An 18,003-nucleotide genomic window follows, 5' to 3' on the forward strand; every position below is an offset into this window, starting at 1 on the left:
CGACAATCTTCGCCTCAGGAGCCTGTGTGGTGGCGTCTGCCGATCGGCTCAAACATCCAGTTCTTCAAGTATCGCGGCTGCCCCAGTCTCGGCGACTTTGCGGCCGAAGTAGCGGTCTTGAGTGAGGCTCACTTGGCGGTGTCCGAGCTGGTCGGCGGCGGCGCGTGCTGTAAGGCCAGCGCTATCCATTGCTGAGGCGACGGACTTGCGGCCGACGATGTGGGAGGTTGCCCACTCCATGCCGACGGCCTTGAATGCGTCGCGTAGGTCGGCCTGAGTGTTTGACGGGTCGCGTAGTCCGCCGAGCTGAGCGGGGAAGACCGTCACGTCGTCCGGCTGGTTGTCGAAGCGTTGCTTCAGGGTCCGGATCATCCAGGATGGGAGTTGCAGGCGGCGGTGGCCGGCCTTGGTCTTGGGCTTCGGCTTGTTGAACAAACCTTGGCCCTTGATCCGTACGACGGTCGAGCGGATCTCGATCCAGCCCTCGTCGAGGTTCACTGCACCCCACGTCAGCCCGGCGGCTTCGCCGATGCGGACGCCGGTGCTCATGAGTAGGTCGACGAACTCCGGGATGTCGCGCCCGACGGCCTTCGGGTCGTTCCGGAGCGCGACGCGCAGCTCTCGGAGCTGGTCGAGGGTGAGGGCCCGCGGCTGATCCTTGGAGGTGGCCTCGGCGATCGGTCCGGCGTCGCGTACGACGTTGCGGTCCAGGGCGTCGTGGCGGGCCGCGAGACCGCACATGCCGGAGAGGACGGCGCGGGTCTGCTTGGCGGCGGCCGGTCCATGCTTCTCGGCGATGATGGACAGGAAGCGGTCGACGACGCCGACCGTCAGCTCTCGGATACGTAGCTCGCCGAGGCCAGGGATCACGGACTTGTCGAGTCGGGTCCGGTAGGCGGCGGTGGTGTTGGGGGAGCGGTCCTGCCGCTGGACGGACTCGTACCAGGCCTCGGCAAGAACGGCGACCTTTGCTTCGGCGGTGATGGCGCCGGTGCCGACGTCGACACGGGCGCGGTCCCGCAGGGCCGTGCGTAGGGCTTGCTCGGCGGCGCCCTTGGTCTTGGCGTGGCGTTCGACGAGCCGCGTGCGGCCGTCGAAGTCGCGGTACCGGGCGCGTGCCCGGTAGCCGTCGCCGTACTTCGCCGTGTACAGGTTGCCGTAGGTCCCGAGGTTCAGTGAGGGCCTGGCCACGAGGTCACCGCCGTCCGTTCTGGGCGCTTCGCCGGTGCCTCTGACGGTAGCGTGGTCCCCACGGAAACCCCACGGAAATCAAGAAAAATCTTGCTAGATGATGATGGTCGCTGGCCTGCGCTCAGAAGCAAAATGTCCTAGCGGCACTGGGTTTCGAGGGTCAGCGACGGATGCCGATAGATGATCAATAGTAATCCGTCGGTCGTGGGTTCGAGCCCCACCCGCCCTACCTCTCCTGACCTGGCTGTTTGCGGCGACCAGGCCGCTGTGGAGATCGATAGCTGGCACTGGTGATGACATGCCGGTGACGTTGCGACCGCAACTGTTTTTCGGGGCGATGTCGGCGGCTGCTTTGGCTGCTGCGCGGTCGGCGTTGGCGAAGATCGAGGTGTAGATGTCGCCGGTGAAGTGGACGGAGGCGTGTCCGAGGAGTTCGGAGACGACCTTGAGGTCCTTGGTGGCGCGGTAGGTGAGGCTGGCGGCGGTGTGTCGCAGGTCGTGCAGGCGGATCGGTGGCAGCGGGCCGAACGTGATCGCGGTGTCGATGGCCTCCGCGGGCATGAAATGGCGGGCGGCGAGCTGGTCGATGGTCCAGTCGTGTTCGGTGTGTTCGCGGCGGTACGCATCAGGCAGACGGCCCTGGTGGCCCGGACAGCGCTGGTCAACGGACCAGCACCGGCACCGAGGCGTCGAGTAGCCCACTAGGCCGCCGGTCCCGGGGTGGGGCAGCGGGGCCGGCGGTCGAGGCGGGCGCCGTCGGCCACACAGTCGCCACTCCGGGAGCGGCCAGGCAGCGCCCAGCTCCCCCTGCCCTGCCGCTGGCCGGGTAAACCCGGGGTGCCCGGCTGGGCCGGGCTAAAACGGCCGTGCTGTCGTCTCTGCTGTCGCGTGTCGTGTCGTGTCGCCTGTCGCCTCCCAGGTGGGAGGGCTGACGACACTCCCAGGGACGGGTTCCAGGGCCGGGGCGACACACGTGACACGTCAGGCGACGCGACTCACGACTGTGGGTGCGACTCCGCGACCGGACCCCCGATATCGACCTTGCGTTGCCCGCAAGATCGAGACAGATCCAGCTGTCACTGTAGGGGCTCAAGACCTGACGTCTTGTCGTCAGGAGAGGCTTGACGCTCGGCTGGCCTGGCGCCGGCGCCGGTGACGTGGAGCCGGGTGATCGGGGAGTAGCGTGGCAGAGACCGTAGGCGCCACTTTGGTGGGATGACCCACCCGATAGGCTGACGTGCAACGCCTACCTACCGAAGCCGCCGGGCCGTCGGTGCCGACCTCATGACTTGCGGAGCGATGATGGGATGGGACTTCAAGTCGGTGGCGCCTGACGCGGAAGAGAGCGGTCAGGTAGCCGATCTCAGGATGGACCGGCCGACACCGGCGCGCATGTATGACTACTTTCTCGGGGGCAAGGACAACTTCGAGGTCGACCGCGAGGCTGCTGCTGCTGTCGACGCCGCCCTCGGTAAGACGGTGACGTTTGACATCGTCTGGGAGAACCGGCGCTTCCTGCAGCGGGCGACCCGTTGGCTCGCGAACGCCGGTATCGGCCAGTTTCTCGACATCGGCACCGGCCTGCCGACCCAGGGGAATGTGCACGAGATAGCCCAGCAGGTCAACCCGGACGCGCACGTCGTCTACGTAGACAACGACCCGATCGTGCTCGCTCACGGCCGCGCGCTGCTGGCGACGAACAAGACGACGACAATCATCACCGCGGACGCACGCGAACCCGCGGGGATCCTCGCGCATCCGGACACGAACGCGCTCATCGACTTTTCGCGACCCGTCGCCGTTCTGGCGGTCGCCTTGTTCCATTTCATTACGGATGAGGAGAACCCCGCCGGTCTTCTCGCCGAATTTATGGACGCCGTTCCATCGGGTTCCTACCTGGTGCTATCCCATCTGACAACGGATGGGCCGCCGGCTGAAGGTGTCGCCCGGACGGAGGCGGCGTATGAGAAGGCGACGTCGCCTATAGTCTTCCGGCCGCGTATCGCGATCGAGAATTTCTTCTCCGGGCTGGATCTGGTCGAACCCGGTATCGTTCGACCATGGCAGTGGCACCCGGGAGACGACGGCAGCCCTGAGACTGACTGGCTGTCCGCAGGAGTAGCGCGCAAGCCTTGACGGCGGCTCCGCCGGACGCGACACCAGTCCGGCGGTGTCCGGGCAGCGGTCGCTGTCTTGGCCAGGCGTCCCCCAGCGGCATCCTCGACCGCGTCGAGGACCCAGTCGGGCGGACTGCCGCGCAGGCCGTCGGCGCCGCTGCGGTGGTCTGGCCGGTCAGGACGGCGCGAGCGGCCGCTTCGGTGTCCAGGGTGTCGGTCTCTTGTCGCGGCGCCGGCGAGCGGCGCGGTATGGCAGTCTCGGGTGACGGCCTGTCGAGGCACTCCCGGCAGTGCCGGGCACTCCCGGCAGTGCCGGAGCGGCTCCTCACGCACCGTTCCGGCCGGCGCTTCCGGCAACCAGACCTCCTCGGCAAGCAAGGCGGTGAGCGTCTCCCCATCCCCGACCGTGCACTCCTGGAATCCCAGGAAACCCCGAACCTGGGCGCGGTGATACTCGGCGTCCCGTCCCTGCCGCGGCGCCGAGTATGGCGGAGGGCACCTGTGGGCTGTCCTGGCCGAGGACGCGCGGCACTACAACGGACGACGACTCCACCGCGGGCCGCGTCCGGCTGTGCTCGGTCCACGCCTTGATGTCGTCCGCCGACCATGCCCAGATGTTCCCGATCTTCTGCTTCGGCGCCGGGTACCCACCGGTGCTGCGGCCGTCCTGTGGTTGATCAAGGGTGTTGCGGTGAAGGTGGTCGGCGACACGGATTCGGTGTCGCTGGTGAAGGGGCCGGCACGGTGGTTACTCTCGCCGCGTTGTCCTTCGACCTGAGTTGGCTCACTGCGTCGTGATCTTCGGGGCTGGGGGGCGCTGACCTGGGACGATGGCCGGCTGGTGCGCCGTTTTCACGCACTAACGGTGTTCTAGTCTTCGGCCGTGGTGTTCGTTCGGAGGGTGCGGACGGCCTCGGGTGCGACGGCGGTGCAGATCGCCGAGTACGTCGGTGGCCGTCGTCAGCGGATCGTGGCGCATGTGGGGTCCGCCCATACCGAAGCGGAGCTCGGGATCCTGCTGGCGCGGGCCGAGGAGATGCTCGCCGACAGCCAGCAGGCGGCGCTCGACCTCGGGATCGAGCCGGCCGTGCGCACGGCCAGGCTGCTCGGGTCGCCGCGTGAGCCGGCGCTGTTCGACCCCGAGCCCGCCGCCGGACCTGCCGCGGTGGTCGGGCCCGCGAAGGTGCTCACGACCGCGTCGGTGCTGCTGTTCGACGCCCTGGCCTCGGTGTTCACCGATCTCGGGTTCGACGCGTTGGGCGACCCGGTGTTCCGGGACCTGGTGATCGCCCGGGTCGTGGAGCCGACGTCGCTGCTCGACACCGGCCGGGTGCTCACCGACTTGGGACGCAAGCCCGCGGCGTACGCGACGATGAAACGCACCCTGACCCGCTGCGCCTCCGGCGGCTACCGCGACCAGGTCGCCGACCTGTGCTTTGCCCACGCCCTGGCCCACGGCGACGTCTCCCTATGCCTCTATGACGTGACCACGCTGTACTTCGAGGCCGAGAAGGAAGACGACCTACGCAAGGTCGGCTACTCCAAGGAACGTCGCGTCGACCCGCAGATCGTCGTCGGGCTGCTTGTCGACCGTTACGGCTTCCCGCTGGAGATCGGCTGCTTCGAGGGCAACCGGGCCGAGACCGCGACGATCCTGCCGATCATCCGCCAGTTCAAAGACCGTCACCAGCTCGAGAACCTGGTCGTGGTCGCCGACGCCGGCATGCTGTCCGCGACCAACCTGCGTGAACTCGACGACGCCGGGTTCGGGTTCATCGTCGGCTCACGGGTCACCAAGGCGCCGATCGACCTGGCCTCCCACTTCCGCTGGCACGGCGACGCCTTCACCGACGGCCAGGTCATCGACACGGTCACGCCCCGCACAGGGCGCAACCGTGACAACGACACCGACGTGAAGACCGAGCCTGTCTGGACCCGTGACCAGCACCCCAGGTCGTGGCGAGCCGTCTGGGCCTACTCGGCCAAGCGCGCCGCCCGCGACAACAAGACGCTGACCGCGCAGGAGAACCGCGCCCGCGCTGTCGTCGACGGCGAGAAGACTACCCGCACGCCGAGATTCGTCACCGTCAAGGGCGACGCCGCCACCCTCGACGAGGCCAGCCTCACCCGGGCCCGCCGGCTCGTCGGGCTGAAGGGCTACGTCACCAACCTGCCGGTCACCGTCCTGACCGCCGACCAGGTCATCTCGAACTACCACGACCTTTGGCACGTCGAGCAGTCGTTCCGGATGTCGAAGACCGATCTCGCTGCCCGGCCCATGTTCGTCCGCACGAAGGAGGCGATCGACGCCCACCTGACGATCGTGTTCACCGCGCTCGCCGTCGCCCGCACCGTTCAGAACCGCACCGGCCTCGCGGTCCGCAACGTGATCCGACAGCTCCGCCCGCTGCGCTCCGCGACCATCGCGATCAACGGCGCCATCCAGACCTTCCCGCCCGCGATCAACCCGGACAAACAAGCGGTACTCGACACCCTCCACGCGGCGGCCGTCACGCACTAAGCCGATTGAGCCAACTCAGGTGGCCGAGGACGCGCGGCACTACAACGGACGACGACTCCACCGCGGGCCGCGTCCGGCTGTGCTCGGTCCACGCCTTGATGTCGTCCGCCGACCATGCCCAGATGTTCCCGATCTTCTGCTTCGGCGCCGGGTACCCACCGGTGCTGCGGCCGTCCTGTGGTTGATCAATGGTGTTGCGGTGAAGGTGGTCGGCGACACGGATTCGGTGTCGCTGGTGAAGGGGCCGGCACGGTGGTTACTCTCGCCGCGTTGTCCTTCGAACCGGCGACGCTGACCCGGCCACTGTCCGGCAGATCGGTGGCCGGGTCTCCCTGCTCAGCCGCTGATCGGCGGGGTTGAGCGGCGACACGGTCGGCGGTGGCGTTCAGTTCGGCTTCGGGCCGGTAGCCTGCCGCTGTCCTCGGGACACGCGCGGCGTGGCTCCACCTGCTACCCCCCTTGCGGGTGGGGCTACGCCGTGTCCAGGGTCAGGGCCCGCGCGCGACGTGCAGATCAAGGGCTGCCCTGTGTAGGGCCTGGGCAAGGTCCTCGAGCCATGCCCGTGCGGCGGGCAGCGGATCGGTGCCGGCGTACGTGTAGACGGTCCACATGCGCTGGTTGCAGAAGGCGGTGTCGTCCTTCGCGTGGTCGCGTCGCCGGACCTCGGCGATCGGTGCGAGTGTGGGCAGCTCGTCCAGGATGCTCTGCACCTCGGCGCGTGCCTGGGCGCGGGTCAGCCCGCCCAGCCCGTACATGGGGCGGAGCAGGTGGTCTTCCGTCGCGATCTCGACCTGCATGAAGTTTCAGGCCGTCTCCGGCATCGGGGTGTTCCGCTGCGGGTCTGGTGCCATGAGGAAAGAGTAGTAGGTCTGTTACGCATCGAGACCGATGCGTGTGGTGCCCTGACGTGTATGTCAGGGCGCCGGTGCTCCGGGGCTGCCGTTCAGCGCTTGATCTAGCCAGACCTCGACCATTCAGGATCCGTGCCTGGATAGCAGGCTTGCAGAGACACGCCGGTCAGCGGCGGTAGCGCCGGTCCCGCTCGGTGTCGTAGCCGGGCGACGAGGCCACCCGCGAGGACTGGACGTCGTCGGCCAGGCCCCGGCCTGCCGCCCTGATTGTCGCTCACCGCACCGAGTCCAGCCCCAGATTTAACACAGGCGAAGCCTGGCTTCAATTTTCGGCGAATCGGGGTATGCGAATCTGGCATGCACGGCATCCGGGTCAGCCCACGCCGGCGGGGTGGCTCGGCACGTGCTCGACATCCTCGAAAGGCGGTGTTCCCATGGTTTATGTCGTCAACATAGCCGCGCCGATTGACGAGATTCCTACCATGGAAGAAACCGATGTGATGCTGAACAAGCTGTGCCAGCTTCCGCGCACCACGGACACGACCACGATGATCGACGACCTTCTGGAGTTCCGTTCGCTACTCGACGCAACGCGTTGACAGCGCGCGCCGAGTAGCGAACGAAAACCGGACCGCGCACCGGCGCAGGTCATGTTCTTGCGGGTGCGTCTGTCCGTCTGGCAGGCGGATGGTTACTGCTGGGAGCCGAACCGCTGGCCCTGCTGGCCCTGGCCGCCCTGCTGGCCGCCGCTGAAACGCTCGCCGGAGGGTCCGATCTGGCCTCCTCCGACACCCGCCAGCTCCCGGAGACGGTTCTCGACGTAACGCTCACTGTGGTTCGTCTTGTCCGCGATCCGCGCGACGAGGTCATTGATGTCGGTCGCGGCGTCGAGGTCCGCCGTGCTGATCTGACCGAATTGGTCGAGGATGTTGTAGCGGAGCTGCCGCCAGTTCTGGCGCAGCTGCTGCTCTACCTGCTGGCGCTGCTGATCCTGCTGCTGGGCCATGTAATGATCCCCTTCTTGATGGTCATTTTCCAGGTGCGGTGAAGGTGCGGGAGGAACGCTACCTCAGCTGGTTCCGGCAGCGCGAAACCAGCGCGGGAATCGGAATGTATACGCGCAGCCCAGGGTGTCTTCCATCGAACTTCCCGCCGGACCCATGCGCGCGATCCATACGGAAATACAGGCCATAAAATCCACCTGTGGGGTGCCAGAAGTCGACCTGGGCCTGTGACCGGGCGTGACGCGAAGGTATGGCATCGACGGCATGATGGTCGGCTGTATCCCGCACGTCTGCTGCATCTGATCTTCGTACGGGTACGTAACCGGCTTGTCCTGCTCGGCCGTTCATCGGCGTCCAAGGACTTGGAACTGCTGGTGTTACGACACGAGGTCGGCACCAGCGTGCCGTCCGGGCGCCTCGTGGCCCTCGTGTGATCCTTCGTGTTGCCCAGGGGTGGTCTGCCTCGCCGGGGCCGGGATTCCACCGCAGGGAAGCGATAGGAATCTCTGCGACAGTGAAGTCGCAAAACGGGGAGTAGCGGTGAATGGCATGGGTACCGCAGCAAATCCGACCGTGGTAAGCCTCGCGGCCGCCCACCCCCATCTGGATGCGTCCTACAACCTGTATTTCGTCGGACTTTCCTATGGCTTAGCGGTGCTCGGCTCCTTTGCGGCCCTGGCCAGCGCGACCCGGATCCGGGAGTACCGCGGGGCCAAGCGGCTTGGCTGGGCGGCGGTGACGGCCCTGGCGCTGGGTGGCGGCGGGATCTGGTCGATGCATTTCGTCGGGATGGTCGCCTATCACATCGAGGTCCCCGTCAGCTTCGACCTCCGGATCACCCTGCTGTCGCTCGTCATCGCGGTCGCCGTCTCCGGGGTGGGAATCTGGGTGGTGGCCGCAGACCCGTTCAACACCGACAGGCTCGTTCGTGGCGGCATCTTCGCAGGGCTGGGTATCGCGGCGATGCACTACACCGGGATGGCGGCGATGCGGACCGCCGGGGCGATCGACTACAGCCCCAGCTTGGTGTTGATCTCTGTTGTCATCGCCACAGTGGCCGCCACTGTCGCCTTCTGGATCGCGTTCCGTGTCGGCGGCATCATCCGGGTCCTCAGCGCATCCGCGGTCATGGCTGGCGCGGTCTGCGGGATGCACTACACGGCGATGGCGGCAACCCGTGTCACGCCCGATCCGAGCCTGTATCCACAGGTCGGATGCGACCCGTTCACGCTGGGCATTCTCACCACGTTCGGGTCGACCATCGTGCTGATGTTCATCATCGTCACCGCGCTCGGCGGTGTCACCAGCCCCGAGTTCCATGTCCGCAGAATCTGGCAAGACAGGATCTTCGTCTTGTCGCCGGGGGGTGGCCCCGTCCCGGACGCCCCCGCCGCCCGCGGCCCGGCGGATCAGCTCGGTGAGACCGACATCGCCGCCCGGGACCGGCGCGAAAGCACCCTGCCACTGCGCACGGTCCCCCGGCAGCAGCCGGCGACACCACCGGTGATGCGCAGATAGCACCCACGGGACCGGCCAGCCTGCGTCAGCGGGAGATCAGCAGGCGGGACATCACCGGGATATCCGACCGCGCCCACGGCGTGGAAAGACGTGCTGGGCGTGAGCCCGGTAACGCGTTCCACGCCGACTCTCCATCGTCGGCCAGGGCAACCGGTCCGCCATCGCCACCCTGGTCGAGCGCTCCACCCGCTACCTGACGCTGCTGCACCTGCCCGGCGGCCGAGGTGCCGACCAAGTCCTCGACGCGCTCGTACGCGAGATCTCCGGCCTGCCCACCCCACTGGCGCGTTCGCTGACCTGGGATCAAGGTAGCGAGATGAGCCGCCACGACGAGTTCACCGCTGCCACCGGTGTCCCGGTCTACTTCTGCGAGCCCGCCAAACCCTGGCAACGCGGCTCGAACGAAAACACGAACGTGCTGCTGCGCCAGTACTTCCCCGAGAGTACCGACCTGTCCGTCCACACCGCGGCCGATCTGGCGGCCGTCGCTGCCGAACTCAACGCGCGGCCCCGCAAGATCCTCGGCTGGACGACTCCGGCGAGTCAGCTCGATAAGCTCGTCGCAACACTCGACCTCCCGGATGTTGCAATGATCGGCTGAATCCGCCCGCGGTGTCCCCACGCATCCGGAAGCAACATCAGCCCGAGAGTGTTGCGCGTCAGGGCGTAGAGCAGGGACCACACCATGACCATCCAGCCTGCCCGACACGGGCCCCGTCCCGCAGGCAAACGCGCAGGTCACCGCCAAAATCGGGGTTCTGGAGCCCCACACGCCGCGACGGCCAGACGGTGGACTCCTTCCACCTCCACTCGATGACACGGTGCTTCGTGGCGCACTAGGAATCAGATCTAGTTGGCCATTTCGTGCGGCCACACCGGCGGAGGTTAGGGTCAATCCGTCGAGGCCGGTCCATACGGCACCGCATGCGCGACGAACCCGGGTCCAGGCAGTCAGGCGCTCATGTGTCCTGTTGTCCAGTACGCTGGGTGGCGAGGAATGTGCTGATCTGAGTTCCGCCGGACTCGGCGAGCCAGGTGCGGAAGTCCATCAGGTCGGGGTGGATCTGTCGCGTGGTGAGGATGTCGGCGCGCCAGCCGCGTTCGTTCTGCCACTCCACGGCGTACGCGAGTTCCTCGCTGACCTGCCGGATTGTCTCGATCGGGGTCTGTACATACGGCAGTGGCTGCCTGATCGCCTCGCAGATGGCAGTCGTGACCTGCACCGGCGTCAGTTCGTCACCCGCCACGTCGATTGCCCGGCCGATCCATTCCTGCGGTCGGGCAAAGGCCGACGCCGCCAAGGCCGCGACGTCGTCGACGGCAATGACCTGCTGTGGGACGTCGGCGGCGAAGGGCGCGGTAACGGCATTGTCGCGCAAGTAGTACCCGGCGCTGTAGTTCTCCATGAAGGCAGCGGGCCGCAGAACCGCCGCAGGCAAGCCGAGTCCGGCGATGCGCTGCTCGATGTGCCATTTGCTCACCAGTGCCTGCGGCAGCACTTCGGTCTCGTGTCGACCTGCCGCGGCGACGGAGGCGTAGAGGAAGAACCGGACGCCGGTAGTCTGCGCTGCCTGTGCCACGTTGCCGCCCCACCGGATCTCGTCGGCCGCGGTGAAGTCCGGCGGTGTGCCGACCGATCCTACGGTCGGCTGGACGCTGAACACACCGTAGGCGCCGTGCATCGCCGCGGTCAGGGAGTCGATGTCGTCCATCTCACCGCGTACGATTTCCGCCCCCTCCGCCGCGAGTGCCCTCGCGGGCGCGCCGCCTGGATCGCGGGTCATCGCTCGCACCCGCCAGCCAGCAGCAAGCAGATGTGCCGTCACAGCGCGTCCCTGCAAGCCGGTCGCACCCACCACCACGATCCTCTGGCCTGACATAGCCACGGTCTCTCCCGGCTCTCGGACTACGCCGGCTGGACGATTCGACCAACCGGGGTGCCTCCCCACTTGATGTGGGTACCATATCTGGGGGGCCACCCCGTTTGGCAAGTCCGCTGGAGGTGCAATGTCCGAAGGCAGAACCGCGCCGGTCACGGCCGAGCGGCCGCTGCGCGCCGACGCTCGGCGCAACTACAACCTGATTCTCGACGCGGCCGGGTCCGCCGTCGCCCAGCATGGAGCCGAGGCGTCCCTGGAGGACATCGCCCGTCGGGCCGGGGTCGGTTCCGCCACCCTGCACCGCCACTTCCCCTCCCGGCATGCGCTGCTGGAAGCCGTCTTCCGAGACCGGGTCGAGGCCCTGTGCGCCGCGGCGCGCGACCTGGCCGCCGACCTCGATCCCGAGCGTGCACTGGTCGCCTGGCTTCGCGCCGTCGCCGTGCACATCGCATCCAACCGCGGGCTGGCGGCGTCACTGATACACGGCGCCCGCGATCCAGCCCTGGACACCACCTGCCATGCGCTGGTGGTGAACGCGGGCGAGGCACTACTGGCGAACGCCCGCCGGGCACGTGCTGTACGTCCTGACGTAGCCATTATCGACCTCCTTAAGCTCGCCAACGCGGTCGGCCTGGCCATGGAACAGGAAGCCGACGGAGCGGCCGAAGCCGAGCGGCTGCTGATGCTCGCCATCGACGGAGTGCGTCCTCGCCGAGCCCGTTCCGCCAGAACTACTCACTCGAGAGACGAGAGCTGATAGAGCATGTGACGGGCGACCGTCTCGCATGCCGAACGCTCGGCAGCCTCCCTCACGATCAGGCGCGAAACGCCGCGAGGGACGGGGCCAACAGGTCCTCGCAGCACTGACGCCGGTCACCACGTCGGCCCGGTCCACCGGCGAACCGCAGGTCGGCCAGGCGGATCGCCGCGGTTATACTCGTGAGGGAAGCTGCGCCTCCGACTCAGTCCCGGCGAAATTAATTGCTGGGATCGACCTTCTCGTTCTAGGCGTATAGAGCTGGCGTTCGATGCCGGCCGAGGTGGAACGACATCGGCCCGGCTGAATCGGTTCCGTAGTCGGCCAAGTCGACAACGGCGAGTTCGATCATCGAGTCGCTTTCGCGGGTTTTTCGTTAGGATCACGCGATGGTCGCTCTACGTCACGGACCGCCGCCCCGGCGAGTCGCTAGACGATCACGATCCGTACACCACGTCAGTGGACGCCACTCCGCGAGGATCACAACTTTGTGCGCGAGATCGTGGTGCTCCAGGACGCCGAGCAGATTTTGAACGGCTGCTGGGCTCGCCGGCTACCCGGCCTCGCCTGACGCCGTGGCCGCCTGCGTCCCCTGCGATCGACCGCGGGGGCGCCGCTGCGCATGCCAGGCATCTACCGTCGAACGGCGCCAGCGCGGACGGCGCCGGTTCGCGGGCCGGTCGATGTCAGGGTCGTCAGGCGTCGGCGCGGATCCGTCCGCGACGTAGGCGCGCCATGACGACGCGGTCAGGCGCAGGTGATCAGCCACCTCGGTCACGGTCATCAGCGGGTCGGTGTCCATCTGGCCATGGTGCCCAAGAGGCCCGCCCAATATCGAGGGCTCCCCCACCTGTCGGGACCTGGCTTGCGGGCGTACCGGACGATGGCCGGGCGATGTTAGTGGCGCCGATCGGGCGCAGGATCGTGATCGCGCCGTTGCGGAGGCTGGCCATGACCTGGGGCTGCTGCCGGTGGGCAGGGTGGAGGCGTCTGACTGAAGCTGACGTCACGGACGTGTGCGCCACCCCCCTGTCAGTCGCGTGTGAGACACCCTCGCGGGTGCGGGTTGGCTTACGGAGGGGTGTCGGAGATCCTCAGTGAGATCGTGAGCGGTGTTCGGGACGATGAGGATGTTCGGATCGCAGTGGTGCCAGCGACCGGCCGCGATCTGGACGTCTCACGACCTCGCGGAGCTGGTCGGCGGTCACCGCGTAGCCACTCCGCTCCGCGAGGTCCCAGACAGGCCAGGAAGTCGCGCACCATCGGCAACGCGCCGAGTGGCATCTGAACGAGGTCAGAGCAGATCTTCGAGGCGGGCGGCGACCTGGCGGTAGCGGCTCACCGGGACGAGGTGAACACCGGCGAAGGCGCCGGTGTCGCGCAGCTGTAGCACCTGGTCGCAGGCCGCCTCGACCCCGGCAGCCCGGTCCCGTTCGACCGGATGGGCGTCGCGCCAGCGCAGCAGGGCATCCACTGAGTAGCTGACCTGCACGAACAGAAAGTCGGCGGCTCGTTTCCATGCGGGCAGTGGCCGCAGGCCGGCCGCGGCTCCGACCCGGAACGCCGGCATGTCCGCGAAGACCGGACTCTCGCCGGCAAGCGACGACGAACTTACGACAGGTTGATCGGCCGCCTACACGGCGTCACCTCCTGTCTCATGGGCACATGAACTGCATGCATGGTTCGATGGGAGGGAGCTGGAAATCTGTCACGCAACGTGATGACTCCAGCTCCCTACTCCACCGTCATTCCTCATCCGAAACGCGCGCCGGCCTCCAAGGGCTAAGGGTTAAGGATTATAGTAGTAATCCCACCGGTCGCCTTCAAAAGCGCAAGCCCAGTCTTGGTCAATAGGTGGCATGTTTCCGTATGCAACGCATGCTGCCCTAGAGTTGAAGCTTGGTCCCACGCTGGCCGCAGATGCAGGATTTGCGGCAAGGATGAATAGGATTGGCATCAAGGCGGCTGTGCAAATGGTAGTGATCATCTTGATCACGGTGGGATCTCCAATCGAGAGAGGATGGCCAGGACCCGAACATTGATCCGGGTCTTCTCGGCCGGCAAGCGTCTCCACCTTGGCGGCGACCGACGATATAACGTGTCGTCGGAAATGCAGACCGCAAGAGGACGACAGCGGGGAAGATGCCCGCCCCACGACTCGCGAAACCACGACAGGATGGATTGCTACTACGTAGTTTGAGCATTAAAGAGCAGCTAGAGCAGTGTGGGTGACCAGCGGAAAGGCGACAATAGGAGGAGAATGCCACATGGTGGCATTTAACGCGGTGCAACGGACTGGAGTCGCCCCGACCACGTGGATCGCTACAGCAAGATATGCGGCTCTCTGCAGTTGGCCGGATGCTGCAGCTGTGCACTGACGGGTTGTGATGGCTGACTGCGACGGTGTGTAGCCGCAGGCTGGTCCGGGAAACGGGGCGCACCCGCCCAGGTACACGGCCGCTCTTATCCGAGCCAGAGGTTGGCGCCGAGGGCGGCGAGCCTGCTCTTGCGGGTCTTGTAGTCAGGCATGGTGCGTTCGACGATTCGCCAGAAGTTCGGTGTGTGGTTTCGTTCGTGGGCGTGGGCGTGGGCGAGTTCGTAGACGAGGACGTAGTCGACGAGGCTTACCGGTAGTTGCATGGTCGCCCAGTGGATGTTGATCCGGCCGGTGGTACCGAGCGAGCCCCATCGGTAGCCGAGGTCGCGGACGTCGAGGCTGGTGATGTCGACCCCCATCCGGTTGGCCCAGGGACGCATTCGAGGCGGCAGCCAGGTCGAGCCTCGATGCCGGTACCAGCCGACCAGTGCCGCAGCGCCATCGACCTCCGTCACGGCCAGACCTCGGGGCACGTGTATTCGGCCCCGGATGAGGCGCACAGGGGACGCCGGAATCCGGCGGCGTCTCCCCGGTGAGCTCGGCGGTCTTAGGGAGTCGGTGGAACTCTCCGCTCGCCGGCTCATCGAGGGGCAGAGCTCCTCAAGGCGGTGGCGCGGCAGCGGTTTGCTGCGTGCGCGGGACCGTCATCGGACCGGCCTCATGAGGTGAGCGTGACCGCGACGGGGTCCGGTCCTCGAGAGCCGGACAGCCGCTACGGCATGTCACGGTCTTGACGACGTCGGTGACGAACTGTTCGGGGGATTGGTTGGGATCGCGCCGTGGCTCGTGAGACAGCCTCTTCGCCAGGGCGCGGACCCTGCTGACCTTGTAGCCCCACCGGATGGTGCCGACGGCTAGTGATTCGAGCGGGATCTGCCGTGCCTCACCGCGCTGCACCTCGGGACGTCCACCTGTGCCGGCGACCGTGACGAGTGCCGCACCCGTAACCGCGACTCGCTACGCGGATCTTGTCATCGCCTGGGCGGTTTCGATCAGGACGTCGTCGAGGGGGGTCGGCTTGAGGTCGAATGTCCGTGTGGCCAGCGTGGCGTCCAGGACGGCGGGCCGCTGGTAGAGGTACTGCATCTCCGGAACCTCCGCCATGATCGGATCGGAGCTGGCCAGGTTGTGACGCGCACGCGCTGGTCGACCAGCCCGGCAGGCCCACGATCGACTTCCACCCCAGTCCCGGCGACGAGTCGGCGATCAGCGAGATGACCATCCCCGGCGCGGGCGCCACCACGGAGCTGCTCTGCGCCTCCTACAGCTTCGACCAGACCCGCCCGCACCCGCTGCTCCACGGCCTGCCCCAGGTCGTTCACCTACCCGCCCGCGTCGGGCACCATCCCGATCTTCGTGCCGCCGTCGATCTCCTGGGCAACGAACTGCGACGGCCCCGCGCCGGTACGGAGGCCATCGTGCCCGCGCTCATCGACATGCTGCTGCTCTACGTCCTGCGCGCCTGGCTCGATGAGCAGTCCGGACATGCCCTGACCGGCTGGGTCATGGCGCTGAACGACCCGGCCATCTCGACGGCGCTGCACCACGTCCATCGCCACCCCGGGCGCCCGTGGAGCGTCGAGGATCTGGCCAGGGAGGCCGGACTGTCGCGCGCGGCCTTCGCCAAGCGGTTCGCCACCATCGTCGGTCAGCCCCCACTGGCGTACCTGACGTGGTGGCGGATGACGACTGCCGCGCGACTGCTGCGCGAGTCCAAGGCCCCACTGAGCGCGGTCGCCGAACGTTGTGGCTACCGCTCGGAATTCGCGTTCGCCAAGGCGTTCAAACGTGAATTCGGCGCCGCACCCGGCAGGTACCGGCGCCAAGGACAGCCTGGTCAAGATCCATTTGGGAAGTGACGTCCGCGTACGTGCACACGGCGCCGCCCGCAGGCTGACAGAGGAGGCGTGCTCTCGGTGGTGTCGTCGCGGAGGATCTCCTCGGTGCGGCGCTGCTCGATCTGGTGTCGCTTGCCGGCGTAGAAGCAGGCTTCCAGTTCGTCGAGCGCGATCGTGGACACGCCGCGGCCTCCAGATCATCGTTGCCAGGGAAGCCAGGCGCGCTCGTCCATGTGATCTGATCTCCTATTTCGAACCGGTACGTCTCGTCTCGAATTGACGCTAGCATGAACACCGTGACCGGCCACACCGCTCCGGACCGCCCCGGGCGTAAGCGCAGCGAGGAGAGCAGGCTGGCCATCCTGGCCGCGGCCGTCGAGCTTGTGGGCGAGGTCGGCTACGCCGGCCTGACCATTGAGGGCATCGCGGCTCGCTCCGGCGCGGGCAAGCAGACGATCTACCGATGGTGGCCGTCCAAGGCCGATGTGCTGCTCGACGCACTGGCCACCAAGGCCGACCTGCACGTACCCATCCCGGACGAGGGCAGCTACCCCGCCGACCTGCGCGCCTTCCTCGTGGCCAGCTTCCGGCTGGGCCGTGACCGGCGGGTCGTCGATGCGCTGCGGGCGTTGATGGCCCACGCGCAGATCGACGAGGAGTTCCGGGACCGGTTTCGGGCCGCGTTCCTGCAGCGCCGCCGGGACGCGCTCGGGATCATTCTCGACCGCGCTCGGACCCGCGGCGACCTGCCGCCCGTCCCCTCTCCGGGCACCGCCGTCGACCTGGTCTTCGGCGTCATCTGGTACCGGATGCTCGCCACCAGCCAACTCGTCGACGAGAACCTGATCGACGAGCTCGTCGCCACGCTCGCCGAACCACGAACCGCCCAACCACAAACCGCCGTCGACACGCCCACCGCACCGGAGGCGAGGAGCACATGACCGGCCCGCGGACCGTTCTGATCACCGGCGCCACCGACGGACACGGCCGTGCACTGGCGCACCGGCTCGCCGCCGAAGGCACCACCCTGATCCTGCACGGTCGTGACCCCGACAAGCTCGCGCGTACCGCCGACGACATCCAGACCACCCACCGTGTCTCGCGGCCCAGGACCATGCAGGCGGATCTGGCCGAACTGGCCCAGGTGCGCCGCCTCGCCAGCGACGTGCAGGCGGTCGCCGACCGGCTCGACGTGCTTGTCAGCAACGCGGGCATCGGTGCCGGCCACCCCGACGGACATACCCGCCGTACCAGCGTCGACGGTTATGAGCTGCGCTTCGCCGTCAACTACCTGGCGGGGTTCCTTCTCACCCTCGATCTGCTCCCGCTGCTGCGCCGGTCTGCCCCAGCCCGCATCGTGAACGTCGCCTCCATCGGCCAGCACCCTCTTGACCTGGGGGACCTGATGATCGAGCGCGGTTACAGCGGCACCCGCGCCTATGGCCAAAGCAAGCTCGCTCAGATCATGTCCGGTTTCGAGCTGGCTCAGCGGCTGCCCGGCGCCGAAGTAGCCGTCAACAGCCTGCACCCGGCGACCTACATGCCAACGAAGATCGTCTTGGCGGAGATCGGCCACCACATCGACAGCATCGACGACGGTGTTTCCGCCACCCACCGGCTCGTGACCGACGCCGCCTTCGCTGGTGTGACCGGCCGCTTCTTCGACCGGACTAGCGACACCAGGCCAAACATCCAGGCATACGACGAGCAGGCACGAGCTGAACTGTGGAGACGAAGTCTCGAACTCGTAGACCGAAGTGGAGTCCACGGACGTGGCGTACGAGGAGTAATGATCTAGCGGCCCGCGGGAGCGATGCGGGACCTCCTCTGGATCGGGTTCCTGCTGAGCCCCCGCCGGTTGTGAATTCTGGTGGAAGGATCACGCAGGGATACATCGCGGCTCGCGTAGCTGGAATTTTTCGCCTGTCGCCGGCGGGTCCGTGGAATTG

At 67.1% G+C, this 18,003-nt stretch carries 15 protein-coding genes and 4 pseudogenes; 9 read left to right on the forward strand and 10 right to left on the reverse strand.

Annotation, left to right across the window (positions count from 1 at the left end):
• Positions 1 to 48 precede the first annotated feature (48 nt).
• Together FRANEAN1_RS07125 and FRANEAN1_RS43100 are read right to left on the reverse strand one after the other, a co-directional pair.
• On the reverse strand, positions 49 to 1,191 hold the full coding sequence (locus FRANEAN1_RS07125; RefSeq protein ID WP_020459071.1) for a tyrosine-type recombinase/integrase: 1,143 nt from the start codon (positions 1,189 to 1,191) through the stop codon (positions 49 to 51).
• A 93-nt stretch (positions 1,192 to 1,284) separates the two neighbouring features.
• Positions 1,285 to 1,893 carry a tyrosine-type recombinase/integrase gene (locus FRANEAN1_RS43100; protein ID WP_020459072.1) on the reverse strand — a complete coding sequence of 203 codons (609 nt, stop codon included), beginning with the start codon at positions 1,891 to 1,893 and terminating at the stop codon, positions 1,285 to 1,287.
• Between the two features lie 597 nt (positions 1,894 to 2,490).
• On the opposite strand from FRANEAN1_RS43100, the gene FRANEAN1_RS07135 reads away from it, so the two are divergent.
• Together FRANEAN1_RS07135 and FRANEAN1_RS07145 are read left to right on the forward strand one after the other, a co-directional pair.
• Complete coding sequence (locus tag FRANEAN1_RS07135) at positions 2,491 to 3,327, forward strand: SAM-dependent methyltransferase (protein WP_041253782.1); 837 nt, start codon at positions 2,491 to 2,493, stop codon at positions 3,325 to 3,327.
• Positions 3,328 to 4,191: 864 nt separating this feature from the next.
• On the forward strand, positions 4,192 to 5,829 hold the full coding sequence (locus FRANEAN1_RS07145; protein ID WP_041253785.1) for an IS1634 family transposase: 1,638 nt from the start codon (positions 4,192 to 4,194) through the stop codon (positions 5,827 to 5,829).
• Positions 5,830 to 6,317: 488 nt separating this feature from the next.
• On the opposite strand, the gene FRANEAN1_RS07150 is transcribed toward FRANEAN1_RS07145, so the two are convergent.
• The gene (locus tag FRANEAN1_RS07150; protein ID WP_020459077.1) at positions 6,318 to 6,626 is read right to left on the reverse strand and encodes a hypothetical protein; all 309 of its coding nucleotides are present in this window, start codon (positions 6,624 to 6,626) and stop codon (positions 6,318 to 6,320) included.
• Positions 6,627 to 7,114: 488 nt separating this feature from the next.
• Here FRANEAN1_RS07150 and FRANEAN1_RS42045 point away from each other — a divergent pair, with 488 nt between their 5' ends.
• On the forward strand, positions 7,115 to 7,279 hold the full coding sequence (locus tag FRANEAN1_RS42045; RefSeq protein ID WP_198145344.1) for a hypothetical protein: 165 nt from the start codon (positions 7,115 to 7,117) through the stop codon (positions 7,277 to 7,279).
• Positions 7,280 to 7,371: 92 nt separating this feature from the next.
• Here FRANEAN1_RS42045 and FRANEAN1_RS07155 read toward each other — a convergent pair whose 3' ends face one another.
• On the reverse strand, positions 7,372 to 7,686 hold the full coding sequence (locus FRANEAN1_RS07155; protein WP_020459078.1) for a hypothetical protein: 315 nt from the start codon (positions 7,684 to 7,686) through the stop codon (positions 7,372 to 7,374).
• A 547-nt stretch (positions 7,687 to 8,233) separates the two neighbouring features.
• On the opposite strand from FRANEAN1_RS07155, the gene FRANEAN1_RS07165 reads away from it, so the two are divergent.
• Together FRANEAN1_RS07165 and FRANEAN1_RS38285 are read left to right on the forward strand one after the other, a co-directional pair.
• Positions 8,234 to 9,202, forward strand: coding sequence for an MHYT domain-containing protein (locus FRANEAN1_RS07165; RefSeq protein ID WP_020459080.1), 969 nt, complete (start codon positions 8,234 to 8,236; stop codon positions 9,200 to 9,202).
• 133 nt (positions 9,203 to 9,335) lie between these two features.
• A pseudogene (locus tag FRANEAN1_RS38285) lies at positions 9,336 to 9,803 on the forward strand (IS30 family transposase); the annotation flags it as partial.
• A gap of 358 nt (positions 9,804 to 10,161) precedes the next feature.
• Here FRANEAN1_RS38285 and FRANEAN1_RS07175 read toward each other — a convergent pair.
• Positions 10,162 to 11,082, reverse strand: a complete 921-nt coding sequence (locus FRANEAN1_RS07175) for an NmrA family NAD(P)-binding protein (protein WP_020459082.1) — start codon at positions 11,080 to 11,082, stop codon at positions 10,162 to 10,164.
• Positions 11,083 to 11,209: 127 nt separating this feature from the next.
• Here FRANEAN1_RS07175 and FRANEAN1_RS07180 point away from each other — a divergent pair, with 127 nt between their 5' ends.
• On the forward strand, positions 11,210 to 11,839 hold the full coding sequence (locus tag FRANEAN1_RS07180; protein WP_020459083.1) for a TetR/AcrR family transcriptional regulator: 630 nt from the start codon (positions 11,210 to 11,212) through the stop codon (positions 11,837 to 11,839).
• 1,294 nt (positions 11,840 to 13,133) lie between these two features.
• Here FRANEAN1_RS07180 and FRANEAN1_RS07190 read toward each other — a convergent pair.
• The 4 genes and pseudogenes from FRANEAN1_RS07190 to FRANEAN1_RS40740 all read right to left on the reverse strand — a co-directional run.
• Positions 13,134 to 13,430, reverse strand: a pseudogene (locus FRANEAN1_RS07190) (methylenetetrahydrofolate reductase); the annotation flags it as partial.
• A gap of 872 nt (positions 13,431 to 14,302) precedes the next feature.
• Positions 14,303 to 14,671 (reverse strand): YgjP-like metallopeptidase domain-containing protein, encoded by a 369-nt coding sequence (locus FRANEAN1_RS07195; RefSeq protein ID WP_347177015.1) that lies wholly within the window; start codon positions 14,669 to 14,671, stop codon positions 14,303 to 14,305.
• 349 nt (positions 14,672 to 15,020) lie between these two features.
• Positions 15,021 to 15,134: pseudogene (locus FRANEAN1_RS43105) on the reverse strand (FAD-dependent monooxygenase); the annotation flags it as partial.
• 39 nt (positions 15,135 to 15,173) lie between these two features.
• Complete coding sequence (locus FRANEAN1_RS40740; RefSeq protein WP_347177016.1) at positions 15,174 to 15,320, reverse strand: hypothetical protein; 147 nt, start codon at positions 15,318 to 15,320, stop codon at positions 15,174 to 15,176.
• A 26-nt stretch (positions 15,321 to 15,346) separates the two neighbouring features.
• On the opposite strand from FRANEAN1_RS40740, the pseudogene FRANEAN1_RS07200 reads away from it, so the two are divergent.
• A pseudogene (locus FRANEAN1_RS07200) lies at positions 15,347 to 16,075 on the forward strand (AraC family transcriptional regulator); the annotation flags it as partial.
• Here FRANEAN1_RS07200 and FRANEAN1_RS40745 read toward each other — a convergent pair.
• Positions 16,054 to 16,236 (reverse strand): DUF6191 domain-containing protein, encoded by a 183-nt coding sequence (locus tag FRANEAN1_RS40745; protein WP_157472426.1) that lies wholly within the window; start codon positions 16,234 to 16,236, stop codon positions 16,054 to 16,056. The pseudogene FRANEAN1_RS07200 and the gene FRANEAN1_RS40745 sit on opposite strands and share 22 nt — an antisense overlap.
• 105 nt (positions 16,237 to 16,341) lie before the next feature.
• Between FRANEAN1_RS40745 and FRANEAN1_RS07205 the strand changes: the two genes are divergently transcribed.
• Together FRANEAN1_RS07205 and FRANEAN1_RS07210 are read left to right on the forward strand one after the other, a co-directional pair.
• Positions 16,342 to 16,995, forward strand: coding sequence for a TetR/AcrR family transcriptional regulator (locus FRANEAN1_RS07205; RefSeq protein ID WP_020459092.1), 654 nt, complete (start codon positions 16,342 to 16,344; stop codon positions 16,993 to 16,995).
• On the forward strand, positions 16,992 to 17,852 hold the full coding sequence (locus FRANEAN1_RS07210; RefSeq protein ID WP_020459093.1) for an SDR family NAD(P)-dependent oxidoreductase: 861 nt from the start codon (positions 16,992 to 16,994) through the stop codon (positions 17,850 to 17,852). Before FRANEAN1_RS07205 ends, FRANEAN1_RS07210 begins: the two co-directional genes overlap by 4 nt.
• Positions 17,853 to 18,003: the final 151 nt, after the last annotated feature.

The organism is Parafrankia sp. EAN1pec, from assembly GCF_000018005.1.
Taxonomy (GTDB): domain Bacteria; phylum Actinomycetota; class Actinomycetes; order Frankiales; family Frankiaceae; genus Parafrankia; species Parafrankia soli.

What these genes read in the sequence shown, in the direction of transcription:
- FRANEAN1_RS07135 (WP_041253782.1), top strand. Translation starts at nt 2,491, where the DNA reads ATGATGGGATGGGACTTCAAGTCGGTGGCGCCTGACGCGGAAGAGAGC.
- FRANEAN1_RS07150 (WP_020459077.1), bottom strand. Translation starts at nt 6,626, where the DNA reads ATGCAGGTCGAGATCGCGACGGAAGACCACCTGCTCCGCCCCATGTAC.
- FRANEAN1_RS42045 (WP_198145344.1), top strand. Translation starts at nt 7,115, where the DNA reads ATGGTTTATGTCGTCAACATAGCCGCGCCGATTGACGAGATTCCTACC.
- FRANEAN1_RS07155 (WP_020459078.1), bottom strand. Translation starts at nt 7,686, where the DNA reads ATGGCCCAGCAGCAGGATCAGCAGCGCCAGCAGGTAGAGCAGCAGCTG.
- FRANEAN1_RS07165 (WP_020459080.1), top strand. Translation starts at nt 8,234, where the DNA reads ATGGGTACCGCAGCAAATCCGACCGTGGTAAGCCTCGCGGCCGCCCAC.
- FRANEAN1_RS07175 (WP_020459082.1), bottom strand. Translation starts at nt 11,082, where the DNA reads ATGTCAGGCCAGAGGATCGTGGTGGTGGGTGCGACCGGCTTGCAGGGA.
- FRANEAN1_RS07180 (WP_020459083.1), top strand. Translation starts at nt 11,210, where the DNA reads ATGTCCGAAGGCAGAACCGCGCCGGTCACGGCCGAGCGGCCGCTGCGC.
- FRANEAN1_RS40740 (WP_347177016.1), bottom strand. Translation starts at nt 15,320, where the DNA reads ATGGCGGAGGTTCCGGAGATGCAGTACCTCTACCAGCGGCCCGCCGTC.
- FRANEAN1_RS07205 (WP_020459092.1), top strand. Translation starts at nt 16,342, where the DNA reads ATGAACACCGTGACCGGCCACACCGCTCCGGACCGCCCCGGGCGTAAG.
- FRANEAN1_RS07210 (WP_020459093.1), top strand. Translation starts at nt 16,992, where the DNA reads ATGACCGGCCCGCGGACCGTTCTGATCACCGGCGCCACCGACGGACAC.